The sequence below is a fragment of the Mesorhizobium sp. M0293 genome, assembly GCF_040321735.1.
Classification (GTDB): Bacteria; Pseudomonadota; Alphaproteobacteria; order Rhizobiales; family Rhizobiaceae; genus Mesorhizobium.
The window spans coordinates 1-16,744 of record NZ_JAMYSA010000066.1; the positions used below are offsets into that span (position 1 = coordinate 1).

The 16,744-nt window shown below is 58.9% G+C and carries 16 protein-coding genes; 8 read left to right on the forward strand and 8 right to left on the reverse strand.

The annotated features are described in order from the left end of the window. Positions 1–85: 85 nt before the first annotated feature. Together NKJ06_RS22765 and NKJ06_RS22770 are read left to right on the forward strand one after the other, a co-directional pair. Positions 86–637 carry a hypothetical protein gene (locus NKJ06_RS22765; RefSeq protein WP_352810676.1) on the forward strand — a complete coding sequence of 184 codons (552 nt, stop codon included), beginning with the start codon at positions 86–88 and terminating at the stop codon, positions 635–637. 341 nt (positions 638–978) lie between these two features. Then, a complete protein-coding gene (locus tag NKJ06_RS22770) occupies positions 979–1,242 on the forward strand; it encodes a Y4lK-related protein (RefSeq protein ID WP_352810678.1) in 264 nt (87 codons plus the stop codon). 158 nt (positions 1,243–1,400) lie between these two features. Here NKJ06_RS22770 and NKJ06_RS22775 read toward each other — a convergent pair whose 3' ends face one another. Further along, positions 1,401–2,009: a hypothetical protein gene (locus NKJ06_RS22775; protein WP_352810680.1), complete on the reverse strand. Its 609-nt coding sequence runs from the start codon at positions 2,007–2,009 to the stop codon at positions 1,401–1,403. 251 nt (positions 2,010–2,260) lie between these two features. Between NKJ06_RS22775 and NKJ06_RS22780 the strand changes: the two genes are divergently transcribed. Next, the gene (locus NKJ06_RS22780) at positions 2,261–4,198 is read left to right on the forward strand and encodes a ParB/RepB/Spo0J family partition protein (RefSeq protein ID WP_352810682.1); all 1,938 of its coding nucleotides are present in this window, start codon (positions 2,261–2,263) and stop codon (positions 4,196–4,198) included. A 160-nt stretch (positions 4,199–4,358) separates the two neighbouring features. On the opposite strand, the gene NKJ06_RS22785 is transcribed toward NKJ06_RS22780, so the two are convergent. The 4 genes from NKJ06_RS22785 to NKJ06_RS22800 form a co-directional block, all read right to left on the reverse strand. Continuing rightward, entirely contained in the window at positions 4,359–4,574 is a 216-nt protein-coding gene (locus NKJ06_RS22785) for a hypothetical protein (RefSeq protein ID WP_352810684.1), read from the reverse strand. Positions 4,575–4,686: 112 nt separating this feature from the next. Next, a complete protein-coding gene (locus tag NKJ06_RS22790) occupies positions 4,687–4,965 on the reverse strand; it encodes a DNA -binding domain-containing protein (protein ID WP_352810685.1) in 279 nt (92 codons plus the stop codon). A 50-nt stretch (positions 4,966–5,015) separates the two neighbouring features. Beyond that, positions 5,016–5,540 (reverse strand): hypothetical protein, encoded by a 525-nt coding sequence (locus tag NKJ06_RS22795; protein ID WP_352810686.1) that lies wholly within the window; start codon positions 5,538–5,540, stop codon positions 5,016–5,018. Between the two features lie 50 nt (positions 5,541–5,590). Then, complete coding sequence (locus tag NKJ06_RS22800; protein ID WP_352810687.1) at positions 5,591–6,271, reverse strand: hypothetical protein; 681 nt, start codon at positions 6,269–6,271, stop codon at positions 5,591–5,593. Between the two features lie 139 nt (positions 6,272–6,410). Here NKJ06_RS22800 and NKJ06_RS22805 point away from each other — a divergent pair, with 139 nt between their 5' ends. From NKJ06_RS22805 to NKJ06_RS22815, 3 genes are all read left to right on the forward strand, one after another. Beyond that, positions 6,411–6,974 (forward strand): recombinase family protein, encoded by a 564-nt coding sequence (locus NKJ06_RS22805; RefSeq protein WP_352810688.1) that lies wholly within the window; start codon positions 6,411–6,413, stop codon positions 6,972–6,974. 469 nt (positions 6,975–7,443) lie between these two features. Continuing rightward, positions 7,444–7,962 (forward strand): hypothetical protein, encoded by a 519-nt coding sequence (locus NKJ06_RS22810; RefSeq protein ID WP_352810689.1) that lies wholly within the window; start codon positions 7,444–7,446, stop codon positions 7,960–7,962. Positions 7,963–8,184: 222 nt separating this feature from the next. After that, the gene (locus tag NKJ06_RS22815; protein WP_352810690.1) at positions 8,185–10,002 is read left to right on the forward strand and encodes a hypothetical protein; all 1,818 of its coding nucleotides are present in this window, start codon (positions 8,185–8,187) and stop codon (positions 10,000–10,002) included. On the opposite strand, the gene NKJ06_RS22820 is transcribed toward NKJ06_RS22815, so the two are convergent. The 3 genes from NKJ06_RS22820 to NKJ06_RS22830 form a co-directional block, all read right to left on the reverse strand. Further along, the gene (locus NKJ06_RS22820; RefSeq protein WP_352810691.1) at positions 9,971–10,249 is read right to left on the reverse strand and encodes a hypothetical protein; all 279 of its coding nucleotides are present in this window, start codon (positions 10,247–10,249) and stop codon (positions 9,971–9,973) included. The two genes, NKJ06_RS22815 and NKJ06_RS22820, sit on opposite strands and share 32 nt — an antisense overlap. A gap of 136 nt (positions 10,250–10,385) precedes the next feature. After that, positions 10,386–10,781 carry a hypothetical protein gene (locus NKJ06_RS22825; protein ID WP_352810692.1) on the reverse strand — a complete coding sequence of 132 codons (396 nt, stop codon included), beginning with the start codon at positions 10,779–10,781 and terminating at the stop codon, positions 10,386–10,388. A gap of 81 nt (positions 10,782–10,862) precedes the next feature. Next, positions 10,863–12,236, reverse strand: coding sequence for a tyrosine-type recombinase/integrase (locus NKJ06_RS22830; protein WP_352810694.1), 1,374 nt, complete (start codon positions 12,234–12,236; stop codon positions 10,863–10,865). 277 nt (positions 12,237–12,513) lie between these two features. Here NKJ06_RS22830 and NKJ06_RS22835 point away from each other — a divergent pair, with 277 nt between their 5' ends. Together NKJ06_RS22835 and NKJ06_RS22840 are read left to right on the forward strand one after the other, a co-directional pair. Beyond that, positions 12,514–13,779: a YiiX/YebB-like N1pC/P60 family cysteine hydrolase gene (locus NKJ06_RS22835; protein ID WP_352810696.1), complete on the forward strand. Its 1,266-nt coding sequence runs from the start codon at positions 12,514–12,516 to the stop codon at positions 13,777–13,779. A 14-nt stretch (positions 13,780–13,793) separates the two neighbouring features. Continuing rightward, the gene (locus NKJ06_RS22840; protein WP_352810698.1) at positions 13,794–16,697 is read left to right on the forward strand and encodes an SEC-C metal-binding domain-containing protein; all 2,904 of its coding nucleotides are present in this window, start codon (positions 13,794–13,796) and stop codon (positions 16,695–16,697) included. The last annotated feature ends 47 nt before the right edge of the window (positions 16,698–16,744 follow it).

Below are 16,744 nucleotides of genomic sequence, written 5' to 3' on the forward strand. Positions count from 1 at the left end.
CATCCAGCCAGTCTACACGGCAAGCGCCGCGATCCCAGCCGCCTAAAGGCGTGGGGTTTACTGATCCCCTATTGGGGACTCTAAAGTGGGACAGGATAACGGCCTGGGCAACCACATCCAGGCAGCCCTTGGTAAAAGTGCCGAATACAAGGTGTGGCAGAGGGCGATGCCCTCTAAGACGCCCAAAGCAATCGCGCGCTACCAGAAAGATTATGAGACGAGTGATCTTTCCGCTGTTTCGAACGAAATAAACGCGTATGGGGCCACCCTCAGTGTAGGACAGTGCTTGTTTCACGGCGGCCTATGGCGGAGCGGCGACAGTCAAATTATTACTCGACCGCTTTCTACATCGCTCTGCCCACAAGTGGCTATGCGAAACGTCGAGTGGACGGCGAAAGCTTACGACGCAGGCCGGATCGATCTCTTGGTGCTGCGCATCGCCAGTCCGACGCACAAAGTGTTTGTGTTCAAGCGGAGAGGCACCAGCCTCGGCCATGAGAGCGAGGTGCTGATCGCATCTGGTGCCCGCCTGACTTTGACAGGCGAAACTCTCGTACGTTCAGACTACTCAGTTGGGAAGTACAACTCGCCTAACAAAGACATTCCCGTCTATGTCCTGAAGGTGGACGTCTCTTGAGGGATCTAGGCGCGGTCGACCGCGGGCAAGTGGGCTAGACAGCGCCCATCGCCGGGGGCGGTCGGTCCCGCATCCCGCCTGACGGCGGCGCTATGCTGATGCTCCTACGGCCGCCCTGTTGAACCGGTCTCAGGGCCACGAACTTTCTCCAGCACCGAACTGACTTGATCCCGCTGGCGGGCATTTCGGTGCTTCCGCCTTGTGCGCCCTTGTTCGTTATGGCCGCTTCGCGGCCAAGCCGGTTGAGTTACCTGTCGGATACGGTACGAAGGCGGCTGTGCCACACGGTGTGGTTGCAACTAGGAACGTTGTGATAGGGAATACGAGAAGAGGCGTTTGAAATGAAGCAGATGCGAGAAAGCGACATTCCCGCGTTTGTGCGGGACGTGGCCGCAACCGGCTGCGATATCTGTGCCGTTGGCCCGGGTCACTACGTCATGGGCGATGCCGACGTTCCGCGCGGCAAACGCAGGGGCCTGTACAAAAAGCTCAGCGAAATCGACGCGCGCTACGGCACACGTGATCACTTGCGTCGCAGGATCGCTGCATACCTGGCTTCGGTTGGCCGTTATATCGAGGCGCCTCCATCGGAACCGGAAGTCTAGACGGTTCTCACTTCGGATCGGAGAATTCGGTTGGGGGCGGGGTTTGGCACCGCAGGCCGTGGGGTTGCCAGTCCCGCGTATAGCGGCGCTATGCTGACGCTCCTCAGGCCTTGCTGTTGAACCGGTCTCAGGGGTGGCCGACAAGCGGCCAAGATGATTCAAGAATGCGAATGGATATATGTAAATTTCCTGTCGAATGCTGCCTGCAAGAGGGGGTCGTTCGGCAATGCAATTCGATACGACTGGACCCACTGGTCGATTAGCTTCTGCATCAGGTCCCTGTTGACGTAGGTCTGGTTGAAATCGATTGCCTTCGCACCAATCGCCCGTACCCTCCAACCGTTTTTGGTTTGCGCCTCATGCACAAGGGCACACCGGATGTCGGAATAGAACGTCTCCGCCTCAGCGTCAGACGTGACGATAGAGTTGAAAGGCACTTCAGTCGTCAGGAATTCCCGGTAGAGCCGTCGACTTGACCCGTATTCGTCATTGACGCCCCACGGGGCGCCGTAGTGGAAGTTCCAGCCCTTTTTTAAAGCAGCGAGGAATTCAATCAGGGCACATTGAATGGTGAGAATGGTGAAACCCTCACCGCGAAGAGGGCCGTTCAGCAAAGCTCGTATCGGGACAAGGTACCGCTTCTCGATACGATCGGACAGGCAAACGTTGAATGCGGCGTCCCAGTCTGCCGCCGTAGGGCCGGACTGCAAGACAGCCTGGATCTGCGGCCACTGGGCCGCAAACTTCATTTTCAAAATTGTGGACATGTCACCCCCCTGGGAAACGTAAGCCTTCTTCAAGATGATGGGAAGAGAGGCGCGCGGCCCTCTCTCCCAGCAAGCCGCCGCGGGCGGTTTCCCCCATCTTCCTCCGCTTCGCTCCGTGCAGACCGGGGAGACCCCTCCGCCCCCGGGACTTGCCCCCTCTCTCCCCGCTACTCGCCGCGAGGCAGGGGTTCAGGTGACCTGAACCCGTAGGGGAACGGGACGCCTGAAACGACAATCAAAGGAGCAAGTCCATGAATACCGCAGAAATCACCATCCCGCTCGGCAAGCTGGTGCCGAGCAAGGCCAACGTCCGCCGCGTCAATGCCGAGGCAGGCAGGGCCGAACTGGCCGCCAGCATCGAGGCCCACGGCCTCATCCATAACCTTGTCACCCGCAAGGCCCCTAAGGGAGCCAAGTTCGAAGTCGTCGCCGGAGGGCGGCGTCTGGGGGCTTTGCGGTTGCTGCTGGACGAGGGCCGCACCGTGCAGGGCGTGGCCGTCACCAAGGACTACCCGGTCAGGGCCATCCTGCGCGAGGAAGGCAACGGCACCGAGATTTCGCTGGCGGAGAACGACCAGCGGGAGCCGATGCACACGGTGGACGAAGTCATTGCCTACCGCGACCTTGTGGAACAGGGCATGGCGGCCGAGGACATTGCCGCGCGCTTCGGCAAGTCCGTGGTCACGGTGCGCCAGCGCCTGAAACTGGCCAGCCTGTCGCCGCGCATCCTCGATGCCATGCGTGCCGGTGAAGTGACCCTTGAGCAGGCCAAGGCGCTTGCGTTGAGCGATGACCACGCGGCTCAGGAGGCCGCATGGTTCGAGCAGGATGGCTGGAGCCGCAATCCCGGCAGCCTGCGCTCGTTCCTGACCAGCGCCCATGTACGTGGCAATGACCGGCTGGCCCGCTTTGTCGGCATCGAGACCTACGAGGCCGCCGGGGGCGGGGTGCTGCGCGACCTGTTCGCAGAGGATGAACTGACGTTCCTGACCGACCGGCCCTTGCTGGTGAAGCTTGCCAGCGACCGGCTCGAGGCGGTGGCCGACGAGGTACGTCCGCAGGGCTGGAAATGGGTGGAAATCAGCCTCGACAGCACCGTCATCCACAGCGGCGGGTTCGGGCGCATCCATGCAGTGCGGCGTGACCCGACCGAAGCCGAGCGAACCGAACTGTCGGCGCTGGGCGCGGAGTACGACGACTTGGCGGGGGCCATCGACGCCTACGCCGAAGGCGACCCGCAGATACAGGCGGACGAGGCCAAACTGGGAGCGCTGGAAGTTCGCATCGAGGCCATCCAGAGCGCGGCGGAAGCCTTCGATCCGCAAGAAATGGCGCTGGCGGGCTGTGTCGTGTCGATATCCTATGAGGGGATATTGCAGGTGACGCCGGGGCTAGTGAAGGCCGAAGACCGCAAGGCCCTTGCCATCTTGCAGGACGGCGACGAGGCCAACCACCAAGCTGCAGACGACGAAGCAGGTCAGGAAGAACGCCCCGAAGAGGAAGCTTCCGACCTATCGGCAGCGCTGACCGAGGAACTGACGGCCATTCGCACCGCAGCCTTGCGCGTGGAACTGTCGAACCGCCCCGATGTGGCGCTGGTCGCCATCCTGCATGCGCTGGCGAGCCGCGTATTCTACGACTACCACCACGGACGCATCGAGCCAGCGGTGGAAATCACCGGCCAGCGCCGCAATCTGGTTCCGTCCATCAAGGAGCCGGACGCCTGCCGCGCGTTGAGCGGATGGAACGAGGTCATGGAAGGCTGGGGCCATCGGTTGCCCGGGGACCCTGCCGACCTTTGGCCATGGCTGGTGGCGCAGCCGCAGGACGTGCTGCTTGAACTGTTGGCCGTGGTCACTGCCGCCAACCTCAACGCCGTGGTCGCCCGCCACGAAGCCGGCAAGCAGCGCGTCGCCCATGCAGACGTGATGGCCGCAGCGGTCGGGCTGGACATGGGCCTGTGGTGGACGCCGGACGCATCGTTCCTGTCGCGGCTGTCCAAAGCCGACATCGCCGGTGTAATGCGCGAGGCCGGGTGCACAGAAGATGCCGCTAAAGCTGTGGAACGCGCCCCGAAACCCGAAGGCGTCTTGCAGGCCGAGAAGGAACTCGACGGCAAGGGCTGGCTCCCCGCAGGCTGGATGCCGGTCAGGGCCGAAAGCGAAAGCTTGGCAATCGCAGCCGAGTAGGCAGGACCCATCATCTAGGGGCCGGGGCAGCGATGCCCCGGTTTTTTGTGGGCGAATGTGCCCTCAGGCCGGTGTCGACCCGGCCAAGGCCAGGCGAGGGCGCCCCAGACCCGCCCCTCGCGCTCCCCGCCCGCCCTGCCGTGCTTCGCAAGGCATTCAGCTACTGCACGGCGTCGGTATTCGGCCTAATCCCGGTCTGCACGTATTCGACGAATTGGAGCGCCGCCAGAAAGGTCTTGGCGCTCCGCACGTATTCTTCGTCGCTTTCCACCTCATCGAGCGCCGTCATCGCGACATCCAGCGTCTTAGCAGACGGCGGTGCCGGCAGGCTGTTCACCTGCCGGAGTATCGCGGCTCTGGCTTCGTCGCGGGTCATTGCCACACTCCAAGAGGCTAGCGGCTTGGTCTACTTCTTCTTGGATCCAGCCAGTCCGAGCTTTGATGCCTCAACAAATTTTTGCGGCGTAGCCAACCGGGAGCATCACAGCTCAATGCGGTGCCCCGCCAGCCAGCAGATAGCGATAGCCGTTTGTCGTCATCCACCGGGCACGGGCGAGATGCGTCTCCCAGGCGCGGAAGGCCCGCTCAGGTTCCTTGGCAGGGTCAATACGCAGGACAATCTTCGCAACTTCCCGCCAATCGGCGTCTTCGGCGGCGGCATCGAGCAGGCGCATGTAGGTTATCATGCGCTCTTCGTCATATCCGGTAAGGACGGGAGACGTGGGCGCCTCGTCGGCGATGTAGGGATTGAGAAGCGGCTTGACCATTCCTGCTATTTATCAAATGGCAACCACTGGCAAAAGGCCCGCCGCGGTTCCTATTGGCAAAAGTCCCGCTTGAACTTGGTGGCCAGCGCGGAAAGGTCCGGGCCGGAGATCTTACTGAATGCGAGCAACAACCCCGGCACGGGGCCAATACTCGCGCACATATTTCCTGACATAGGGGCAGCAGGGTCAAATTTGAGTTCTTTGACCGACTCGCAAACGACCGAGGCGCCTTTGAACTGGCGTGCGTATAGCTGGTTCTCGGTGTAGCCATCAGTAACCAGCCCGGTGAGGTCGGTTGTAAATTTGATAATAGATTTTCCGTTCTGATCGAAGTAACTCTGATATTTACATTTTCCGAGCTTCGTAATTGTAATTGTGGAGCCTTGCTCCGGCGCAGAGCCGATTTGGAAGGTGGCTGGGGAAGCATTTGTGAGCGAAATAGGCGTCCCCTGCAAAGTCGCCTTGTCTTTTAGCCCATGTAGAAGATTGGCTGCCTGAACCTGTTCGGCGGCAGCGCCGGACCCCGAGCAGCCTGCGAGGACGGCGAGCATTGCAATGCCTGTGATGGTGCGCATGGTGTGGTTTCCTATGATTTGGTGTCTCAACGAGTTGGCGGGGATCGCGGTCAGAATTGGCGGCGGTTAAGCGTCATGGCCAGACCGCAATTCGTCAGGCGCAACTCGTTCGCGGCGGCTGAGTAGGCGCATACCGTTGTCTCGGCCCCAAACATGCCCGGCCCGGGTTCGAGCTTGAGACGCCCGTCATCGAGCTTGGTCCATTTCCAGACGCCCTGATCACCGCCGCTGCCAAATATAACGGTCCCGTCACTCAGGAATTCGACGCTGGAACCGACACCATCTTGGGCAACGTATTTGCCATCGATACTTGCTGCAAAGGCCCCCACCGATGGGTAACTAGGCAACCCGGCGATCCCTAGCCCCACGCCGACGACCAGTCCGATCAAAACCACCGCAGCAGCGGCGGCGACTTGGCCAAATGCACTTCGTCTGGCTAGGGTCCGCTGTTCTAGACTCGCGTCCGGCGTGAGCCCTTTCTTGTAGGTTCCATAGGCGCAGTAGGCGAATAGAGCGGCCAACAGGAGCCGAATGGCGAACAGACCGGTGTTGTAGGGGTTGGGAAGAAAGAAGGGGAAGAAGACCAGCGCGGCGATACCCCACGCGATAGTCGGAATTTTTATGGCTTCTGGCATGGAAATTACCTCGAAAAGAGAGATCAAGGCGGATTCCATGCCGTGGCAGAACGGCTGAACCCGCCGCTCGGCCTGTGCCTTTGGCGGGTTCTGCATATTTGTCGATTTTTCTAGTAATGGTCACGAGTGTTTGCCTAAATCTTGCGCATAAAAGCCAACACCGCCTTAATTAGCGACGGCTTATGATCGACGGCAAATCTCGTGATTTTTGAAGCAACAGGGGAGGCCTAGGTGGATGAAATACGGATACGCGCGGGTTTCTACCGAGTCGCAGGACTTGGCTGCCCAGGTTGAGCGTCTGCAAGCGGCGGGTTGCCAGAAGATTTTCTTCGAGAAACGTAGCGGCAAGGATGCCGACCGCGGCCAATTGCAGCGGCTGTTGAAGATCCTGAAGCCTGGCGACGTGGTCCACGCCGTTGTCAGCGACCGCATGGCACGGGATCCCTTTGATATGCTGAACATCCTCAGGACAGTGACGTCAGCCGGCGCAGGGCTGCGCCTGCTGGACGAGCCCTTTATCGACACCACGTCGGAGATGTCGGACCTAATGCTGTTCCTTGTAGGGTGGGCAGCCAAATGGCAACGGCGCAGGATCCTGGAGAATACTTCGAACGGCCGCGCTCGTGCCATCGCTAGGGGTGTTAAGTTCGGTCGGAAGCCGAAGCTCTCTCAACAGCAGCGACGGGAGGCGCTGGCAAGTTTGGCAGCCGGCGAGGCGATTCGTGCAGTCGCCAGGCGCTACAATGTCAGCAAGAGTACTATCTCGCGACTACACCCCGGGGACGCACTAGGTGTTTGATCCCGGTTGATCGCCAACGGCAGGGGCGTGCGGGTAGCCGAACGGGTTCATCCCAAACACCAATCTGACGCTGTCGCCGTCTAGCAACCTGTCTGCCTCTGGGGTGCACCGGCTGGCAGTGCAGCTAGGATAGCGGAACTTCCCGACTTGCAAGCCTCGATGATAGCAGCCCACAGGATGGCACCCGTGGAACGGTTCGCGAGGGTAAAACCTTGGCAGGCCGGCCGGGTTCGTCTCTGGCCGAGGATCGCGGCAGAATGGACACGCTAGCGCCCATGAAATAGGCGGAACGATAGCCGTCCGGCAGGAAAAGTCATACGATTGCGAGGTGTTAAAGCATCTGCGCCTGTGGCTGAGGGTAGAGGCGCTGACCGCCTCTCCGCCCGTGGTACGGGCACAGGATTGTGGCGCCGGCGGCGCCACAAGGCGGCCACGTCGCCACACCAAAAACCCAAGGAAAGACCCCCATGTGAATACCTCCCTCTCTCTCATCGCTGCAGCTATGGTGCTGGCATGGCCAGCCATGGCGCAGGAGCGCGCCGCTACCGGCCCGATAGACACGCAAATGACATGGTCGGCTCTCTCCAGCCAGATCAGCACCCTGGGTGTCAAAGTGGATGGCGCCAACAAGCGCATGGACCAGCTCGTCATTTGCAGCAAGAAAAGCATGCTCTACGCGCCGGGTGATGCAGTGTCAGACACTGACGGCTGTTTGAGCCCGCTGGGTAACATTAAGACGGTCGTTGTGAGTGGTTCGATTTGTTCGCGCGCTTCCCAAGCTCTCACCAAAACCGTGACCTGCCCGGCGGACACGACCTTGCTGGGTTGCTCCGGCGGCCCGGGTGACGTGTCTGAAGACCATGAAGGCTATTTTGTGCGCCCCAACGGAGCCAATGGCTGCGAGATGGTGGTGGGCGAGCCGCGTTGCGTGAAAGAGGAATACTGGACGTATTCGTGGGTGTTCGCGCACTGTGCCAAGCTGAAATAATAAGCCAGCGCGCCGCCGGCTGCCCAACGTCTCTTCCCTAATAGCGGCTGAATCCATGCGGCGAGTGTGGCGTGGAGAACCGAAACCCGCCACTATTCCAGCCGCAGTTAGGCAGCTCGCCGCCATGTAATGATGCCGCCGCAGTGGCGATGCAGCAACGGCGGTTGCCCTATTTGATGGCACCGGCAACGCCAAGCGGTTGAGGTTGCGATAGATTGGGGTATGCGCCGTACCTGTCGCCTCCTGTTGTTCGCCGCCATGCTCGTGGCGGCGCCGGCGTGGGCGCAGGATTGGGGCGTTGTTGCCAATATCTCTGCCACCATGGGCGTCAACGCCAACCGGCTGTGCTATGGCGAGGCAAGCCGGGGCGACATCGGATGCCCGGCCGATGCGCCACTAGTCAGCGGCTCAACCGTTACTGGGAGGTTTGTAGGGGATGGCTCCGGCCTCACCGGCGTGACGGCGGCCAGCGGCGACCGCATCACGTCCGGCACCGCTCAGGTCATTGCCAATAGCAGTAGTAATTCCATCAGCATCACCGAGGCGGGCGTTACTACCGGCTACTACTACAACGGTGTCTGGGTCGCTAAGGGCGTCAGCACCACCGGCCCCATCAGCAGCACTAATGGCTTTTTCTCCGGTAATGTCGGCCTTGGCACCATCCCCGGCGGCAAACTCGACGTCAGCGGTACCAGTTATTTCGGAAACGACATCAACAATCGTGTCCGCATACAGTCGGGCCTAATTGCCATGCAAGATTTCTCAGACCCTGGCAGAAAACTAGAAATCCAAGCTACTAGACTATCGGTCGGCTCAACCAATTCCAGAACCTACAGCGCCTTAAACACAGCTCTAATAAATGCGTTATCCAGCACTGATGGAGATGAAGTTCTAAGGCTCGGTGTCAATACATATACAAATGGCTATGTAGTAATGAGGCAAGCCAGTGTTAATTCATTCAACATGAGCTTTTACCAGAATGGTAACCCCCAGCTGCTCCTTAACAGTGGTGGCAACATCGGTATCGGTATTCAGTCAACTTCAATTCCCAGCACATCTCTCCACATCTCCGGCACCATCCGCATCGCCAACGGCGGAGAAGCTTGCGACACCAACCGCTCCGGTGCCATCCGCTATACCAACAGCACCTTCCAGGTCTGCTACGGCACCGGCGGCTGGGCCAACCTTGCCGACGCCTCCTCCACCGTTGCCACGGCCGACCGCATCACCTCCGGCACCGCGCAGGTTATCGCTAACGGCAACAGCAATTCCATCAGCATTACCGAGGCAGGTGTCACCACCGGCTACTTCTATGGCGGCAAACTCGTCGCCGGCGGCGTTAGCACGACCGGCATGATTTCTTCCACCGGGCTTTACGTCACTGGCACCGTTGGCATCGGCACGAATGCCCCACGCAGTCCCTTGGAAGTTGTTGACGGCATGCGGTTGACGTTAAGCGGCAATTCTGGTTGGACAACTACTTTAAACACGGACACATCTGGAAATCTTGTCCCCTCTGGAAATATAAAATTCGCCAGCACCAGTAGTAATACGATATACAATGGCGCTACTAACCAGAGTTATTATCTAGTTGACCGTTACGGCCATACCATAGCCACCTCCCCGTTCCCGAATGCTAATGTGGCTGGACTTTCCTATAACGGCGCTTTTGCCCCGACATTGAATATCTATCACCAGAAACTGCTGAGCTTCACCGGCACTGTGACCGGCAGCGGCATTGTGACGGCAACCGGGCTTTACACCGCGATTGGTGACAGCACGAGCAACGCGAACTCTATTGTTGGCCTCTATGCCGATGTAACCAGCGGCACCAACGTCAACGCTCTGCGTTATCCGGCTCTGCTTATGGGTGGCAACGTCGGTATTGGCACCATCGCCCCCAATGCCAGGCTGGAAGTCTCCGGCAGCATTTCTGCTACCACGCTCCAGTTGGCTGACAGCCCGGCCACCGTCTGCGGCCCAGCCACCTATGGCACCACGAAATTCATCAACGGGCGTCCGTATTATTGCCGCCCGTAGTCGGGTGAATGGGGGTATCCCACTCCAGCGCCCGCCGCAGCCATGCGACCAGGTTGTCGAGCGCCCGTCTGTGTGCGGGATTAACCGGCCGTCGCGCAAGGAAGTCGTCGATCGTCATCCCGCTTACGGGATCGGTGGCCATGCCGGGTTTCACAAATTCAAGGTAGAGATGCAGGTCTTCGGGCTCGAACACGATTGTCCATGCTCCGTCGCTGTCTTCGGCCAATAGATAGGTGAGGGCGCTCATGGCAGTCACTCCTTCGCCCATGAACTTGCCGATCCGGCCGGAGATTTCCATCCTCGGAAATGGGTATTGACACCCTGATGCTTATATCCGACCCGGGACCGTACATTGCGTTTGCTCAAGCACGGCGCATCGCCTGCTACCTTTTGGAATAGTAGGCATCCCATGCCAGTCCGATGTCGGCGAATGTCCATTCCCGTCGCCTGCCGTAGGCGGGGCTGGGGCGGGTAAAACACCCGTTCAAGCCGGTTTCCCGTTGGAACTTCATGAACCACGCCGTGGATTTTGGCTTGCCGCTTGCCGTTGTTTGAATTCGGCGGATGATCTCACTGTGCGCCCAGTGGTCGTTGGGGTTCGAGAAAGAGGCTGGATCGGCAAGATAGCCGCGGAGCTTCCGCAAAGTTGCCTCTTCCGGCGCTTGATGAAGGTCTGCGCGGAGCTCTGCAACGGCGAGCGTGGCTCCTTGTCTCGCAGCTTCGGTTAGCATGTCGCGCAATTGCGTGCTGGTCAGCACCAACGCCTGGAGGGCTTCCATGAACCGTACTTTCCTTGATGGGAGTTGCAGCAGATATCGCCGCAGGTTCATTGCGTCACAGCCAAAAAATGACGTCAAGCACTATACGCCGAGAAGGTCACCAAGCTTTTGGGTGACAGGACGCATCGGATCAACAAAGCCGAGATCGTAGATCATGGTCGTTTCAAGGTTCCCCTTGTGGTCGACATAGTGCGATATAGCCTCGTGCGAGACCCCTTGGCCCGCCAGCATCAGCGAGATCGCAATCCGCTTGAGGTCGTAGAGCTGGAAATACTCGGGGACGCCCGGCAGGGCTTTGAACCTGTCCAGCCCCTTGCGGAAATTGTCGCGGGGCTGTGTCATGTCCGTATGTGACGGGAACAGCAGCTTGCTCTCGGGCCAGCGGTCACGTTGGGCCTGCACCATTCGGGCGACCCGGAGATGGATCGGCACCGAACGGTAGGCGTACTCGTAGAGTGAACGCGACAGTTTGATGCCCTTGGTGTTGTGCTTGTGCCAGACAAGCTTCTCCAGATCGAAATGCGCGAATTCCGCCTTGGCCAGGTCGCTGGGGCGGGCCATGGTCAGGAACAGGATGCCCATGAAATTACAGAGTTCCTGCATTTGGTCGTTGGCGGTGGTCACATGCCCCCTGGTCAATGCCATGTCCCGCTTGGCGAAGCCTCCCAAGCTAGCCGTGTCCGGCAACACTTCGAACGCGGGACAAAAGATGTGGGCTGCAATCTGCCTGATCTGTTCGGTGGAGTAGTCCCGGCGGCGGCGCACCACCTTCCGCGCACGGATCGGGCTGCAGGGGTTGCGCATGTCCACGAGCTGCATGCGGATGGCCCAATTGAACAGGGCCGTGACGTGCATAAGCGCACCATTGTGACTGTACCCCGAGGCGAACTGCCGCTGAAACCGCTCAACGTCCAAGGGCTTGATGGCGGAGAACGGTCGGTCCGCAAACATCGACCCGAAATCTTGGTAGGGTTTACGGATGTTGTGACCGCGGCGTGTAGACGTTTTTGGTCGTTTCCGATGCCATCCGGCCACGAACATAGCGAAATTAGTCTGATACCCTGCAGAAAGCGTCTGGATATGGGTTTCCCAATAGCGGTCGATTGCTTCCCGTACGGTCAGCAGGTGGGCGCGCCGCGTATCGCGGTCATCAAAGTCTGGGTTTTCGCCAGCCTCCAACTGGCGCTGGCGATGGCCGACCGCCAGGCGCGCGGATGCAACACTGAGCACGATGGTGGATCCAAGCGCTTTCCGATACCGTTTGCCGTTGAACTGATAAGCGTGGACGAAGGATTTATGCCCCAATGCAGTCACACGCAGGCCCAGACCTGAGACCGACCCATTGCGGATTCGTCGGTCCTGTCCAACTGGGTGGTCCCAATAGATTTCCTGGTCCTTTTCGGAGGGGCAATCGGCGGCGAGGACAACGGACTCATCTAAAAATAACTTAGGCATTTCATGTAACTTCCATGTAACGGATTTATAGCAAATGTTACATGGAAAGTGAAGTAATGATGACTACAACGACCAAAAAATGACCAAAATACAAATGATTACATATTTCGATTATACCGTATTATCGTATGGTTGGCCTTCACACTGTAGGGGTCGTAGGTTCAAATCCTATACCGCCCACCAGAGTTTTCAATAAGTTGCGCGAACTTCTATCCCGTCTCTTGTATCCATGTAACTTTCGTGTAACCGAACGCTAAGCGGGGTGATTGAGAAGAATATGAAGCGCATCAAGATCGACAGTGTTGAACCCGGAGACATTCTGTTCTCGGCTCGACCGGGCACTAGCAAAGTGATCCGCATCGCGACACACGGCATTGTGTCCCACGCCATGATTTGCGTACAGCATGGCTCTTTCATCGACTCAACGATGGATGGCGTCCAAGCGCGGAATCTGCAGCGCGAAGTGTTTGATGATGACGAGAAGGTGTTTCATTTTCGCCTGAAGGAGCCGCCAACTCGGGAAGTGCTGTCGAAAGTTATCGACTTTGCCCGCGCCGAGATCGGCGCGCGGTATTCTCTTCCGGAGGCAATCCGGACGGTAAGTCGGACCCGTAGGCCGAGGACGAAGCGCCTGTTCTGTTCCCGTCTGGTTGCGAGGGTATATAGGGAAGCCGGCATCGACCTCGTCCCGGACGCCGACTACTGCTCACCGGAAGATTTGCGGGTCAGTCCCTTGCTCGAAGAGGTGCCGATCGAGACAGAAACGGTGTCCTCGGACGAACTGGAATGGTTGAGTGCCAAAGAGAATCCGATCAGCACTACGCATCGCGCACAAAATGCCGTGCTCGATGCGGCGCGTTCTGTTGATCCGGACGTGGAGAACTTCAACGATCTCTATTCGCTGCTCATCAAGCGGCCTGATGCAGACCCCATCGTAGCTGCTGCCCTCCGCCAGAGCGGTTACCTTGATCTGTGGCGAACGGAGTTTGATTTGCATGCGTGGCGTTATGTGCCCGGTCTCATCGACAGGATATCCGGGTCGTCCGAGGATCTGAGAGACTATTGCATCGGCACAGTCAGGGAGGCCTACAGCGGCAACATCCGTTTCGCGGTCAATCTCGTTCTATTGCGCGCCTTGCATGCCCAATACCCGCGCGTGTCACTTCGGCTGGAGGTAGAGCTTTATGAAACCCTAGTGCGGAACGACCAGATGCGCCGGGAAATTGCCTACGCATGGTTGTCCAAACATCATCCGAACGACCTGCAAAGATACATGGAACAGATCGAGCCCCATACAGCGTACTGGTACTCGATTGTTGACCGCGTAGAACCGCACTTGGCAGCGCTGTCCCGTCAAGCCGTAGAAAGGGGGGGCGGGACGATCGTGTGCACTTCATGCGGAGACCAGCCAACCGTTGACTTTAGGGTGGGCAATGGCGCCGAGACCATGCCAGGAGTGCCATCCTTGCGCCTCTGCGAGGACTGCATCGAAATTCGGCGAGGCATGGGCAACGTGCTGGTCCCGTTTCTGGTCGCACAATGAAAATGGATGCTGCGATGAACGCTGTAAACGGGGAGGACGGGCTGCCTTTGACACAATCGATCCGAGCCGGCATCAGCGTTCTGGACCCCGCACAGCTAGTTCGAATTGAAGCTGTGCATCGTGGCTTCCTTTTCCAGCACCTCTACGCCGTCCAATGCTTGTTATCGGCTGCGATGTTGCAGGCGCAGACCGTTTCCGTCGAGAGCGACGAAGACGTCGAGGTTCAGCTCGATGCCATTCGCATCTACATCCAGGTCAAGTATCGCAAGGAAGTCCTCGCTTGGGATGACATTGGGAGCGCCATTGCGCGATTTGCGGAGTTGCGTGCCTCCCATGCGAGAGGAGAGCGGGCTGGCGCTGCGCGTTTCGTGGTTGTCTGCAATGCGGAGCCGAACGGGCCTCTATTGGAAAGGCTTGCTACAAGCGATTGGCCTGCGGACGTAATAATCGAATGGCCGACGGCCGAGCCGGCGAGCCGGATCTTGCCTGTTCCGCAACCGTCTTTGATGGAGGCAGTCAAGGCAACTTGTGGGCTGGCAGCAACCCTACCGTTTGCAACGCTAGCGCCCGAAACACTTGTCTGGAAGCTGGCAGGTGTCGTCACGCTGGCTGCGACGGGAGAAAAGGCCACGCTCGACCATGTGTTTGCAGCACCGGACCTTCCGGCCCTTTTTGAGCAGCTCGTGCTGCAGTTGCAGGATCTGCCCGTCCCTCCGGTCCCATATCGGGTACAACAGGACGAGCCCATTCTCTCGACAGGTGAGCGCGTCCGAATGATCGTTGGCTATTCGGGCGCGGGCAAAACATCATGGCTGGCTCAATCCGCCCAGCATGCTACGAACCCCTTGGTCTACCTCGACGTCGCCGATCTGCCAGGTGCGGCGCTGGCTAACGCCGTCGCGCGCGAGGTCGCCGCTCGGTTGCTCGGCGGGGGGCAAGGCCTTGGCGAAATCTTTCTTCCTGGGGCTTCGGGCCGCGAAAGCTTGCAGCTTCTCTCACGCCGCATGAATGAACACGGAGAGGTCGTTACGGTCGCCCTGGACAATGTCCACAAACTGACCGCCGACGATCTGATGGGTGTGATTCAGGCAGGCAAGGATATCCGTTTCGTTCTTCTTGGCCGGCCTGAGGGTGAAGTCGCCGCGATCGAAGCTATTCTCGGCGTTGCGCGCGAAAACCTCTCGGGGTGGACGCCCGATACGGTTGCTGCTGCCGCGCATGATGCCGGCTGTCAGGCCGATGCCGCGGATTGCCAGCGCCTGATCGACTTGACCGGCGGTCTCCCGCTTTTCGTGTTGAATGCGCTTTCTGTTGCGGAATCCGACTACGAGGGTTCGCTGAGGCTGTTGTGTGCGGAATTGGCGCGCTCGACCCACACCCGAGAGATGGTGCAAGAACATATTCTTGGGCGAGTCTTTGAACGGTTGCCGGCCGCCATAGCCTCGGTCGCAGATCTCCTCAGCCTTTGTGACGCACCCATTACGCGTGAGGAAGCCGGCTCGTATCTCATAGGAGCTGGAGGACCAGATCGTCCGATCTTTTTGCAATCACTCCGCCATCTCCTAAGCCACGGACTGTTGCAAGCGTTCGCCAGCGACAAGATCAAGCTGCATGATGCGGCTCGGGTCGTCGGCAAGGGGCGGCTTGTCCTTCACGGCGCGGAGGCGGTGAGGACGCGTCAGGAGGCCCTGAGAATAGTGATCCAGGAGAGCCTTCGAAAGGCCTGGAATCCTGCGAAGCTTTCCTTGTTCTTGCGGCTCACGGGTGAGGTGGGCCGGCTCGATGAACTGGTCGAGATGGCAACAGAAGAACTGTTTCATGAGATGGGCGTTTGGCCAGAGGTAGAAGCCTATCTCGAGCATGGCGCGCAGGATGAGACCGTTTCTCCAGACCAGCGAATCAAGGCTCTTGATGCGCTGGCCTTTGCGGACATAAAAGCCGGCTCGGATCGAGCGGCCGTTTGGCTTGATCAGATGGACGCGCTAGTCGCGGAACACAAGCTAGGAGCGGAAGAGCGGCTTCGGGTGGGCATGAAGCGCATGAACCTCTTGGCGGCAAATGGCGATCGTCGAGGTACATCGCGCCTGATAGCCAGCCTAGCACCAATCGTCAAAGACTTGCCCGCCGGACATCGACGCATCTTTTCGTACAACGTTGCCTGTGCGGAATTCTCTCTTGGAGATTCGGAGTCGGCCGCGGAGCGGGTCAGACCTCTAATAGCGGCATACTACGAGCAGATCGGGCTAACTCCCTCATTGGTCATGGGCAACAACGCACCTGACCTAGCTCGGATGTTGAAGGAAGGGTGGGAAGTCGATGATATCAAGCATCTTGCCGACTCCCTCGATTTGTACGCTAAAGCTTTGGATGCCCAAGGCAAGGTCTCTCCATTTGTACGCATTCACGCCCTGAAGTTCTACGATCTGGCACACGCGCCAGACTCAATGTTCCGTGTTGGACAAGATCTCGTTGACCAGTTTATCGCGCGCCGTGATTTCGATGGTGCATTGAACGTGATGGAGACGGTTATCCTGCCACAACTCCGGCAATGGAAGTTGGCGGATTATCTCATCACCGTTCGCTCGCAATATGCCGTGGTCTTGGCCTATTGCAGACGGTTTGATGATGCAGAAAAGGAAATGGCTCGACTCAAGCCTTACGAGCCTGGGCTTAAGCCATTGGTCCAAAAGGAACTGGCCAATCAACGTAAATTGATCCGGAACCTTCGTGAATTCGGGCCGCCACCCAAGTGGGTCCCGCCACCGGGGACCATGGAGGAAGCTGCAGCAATGATGAAGGGCAATGGGCGCATTCCAACTGTGCGGGGTCCGGTAGCAGTGCAGAAGGTCGGTCGTAACGAACGATGCCCGTGTGGATCAGGCGAAAAGTACAAACGGTGCCACGGGCGGCTCAGTTGATAGATCGATGCCGGTTTCTTAAGAGCGGCTTCCTCCTTGGGGCGCGG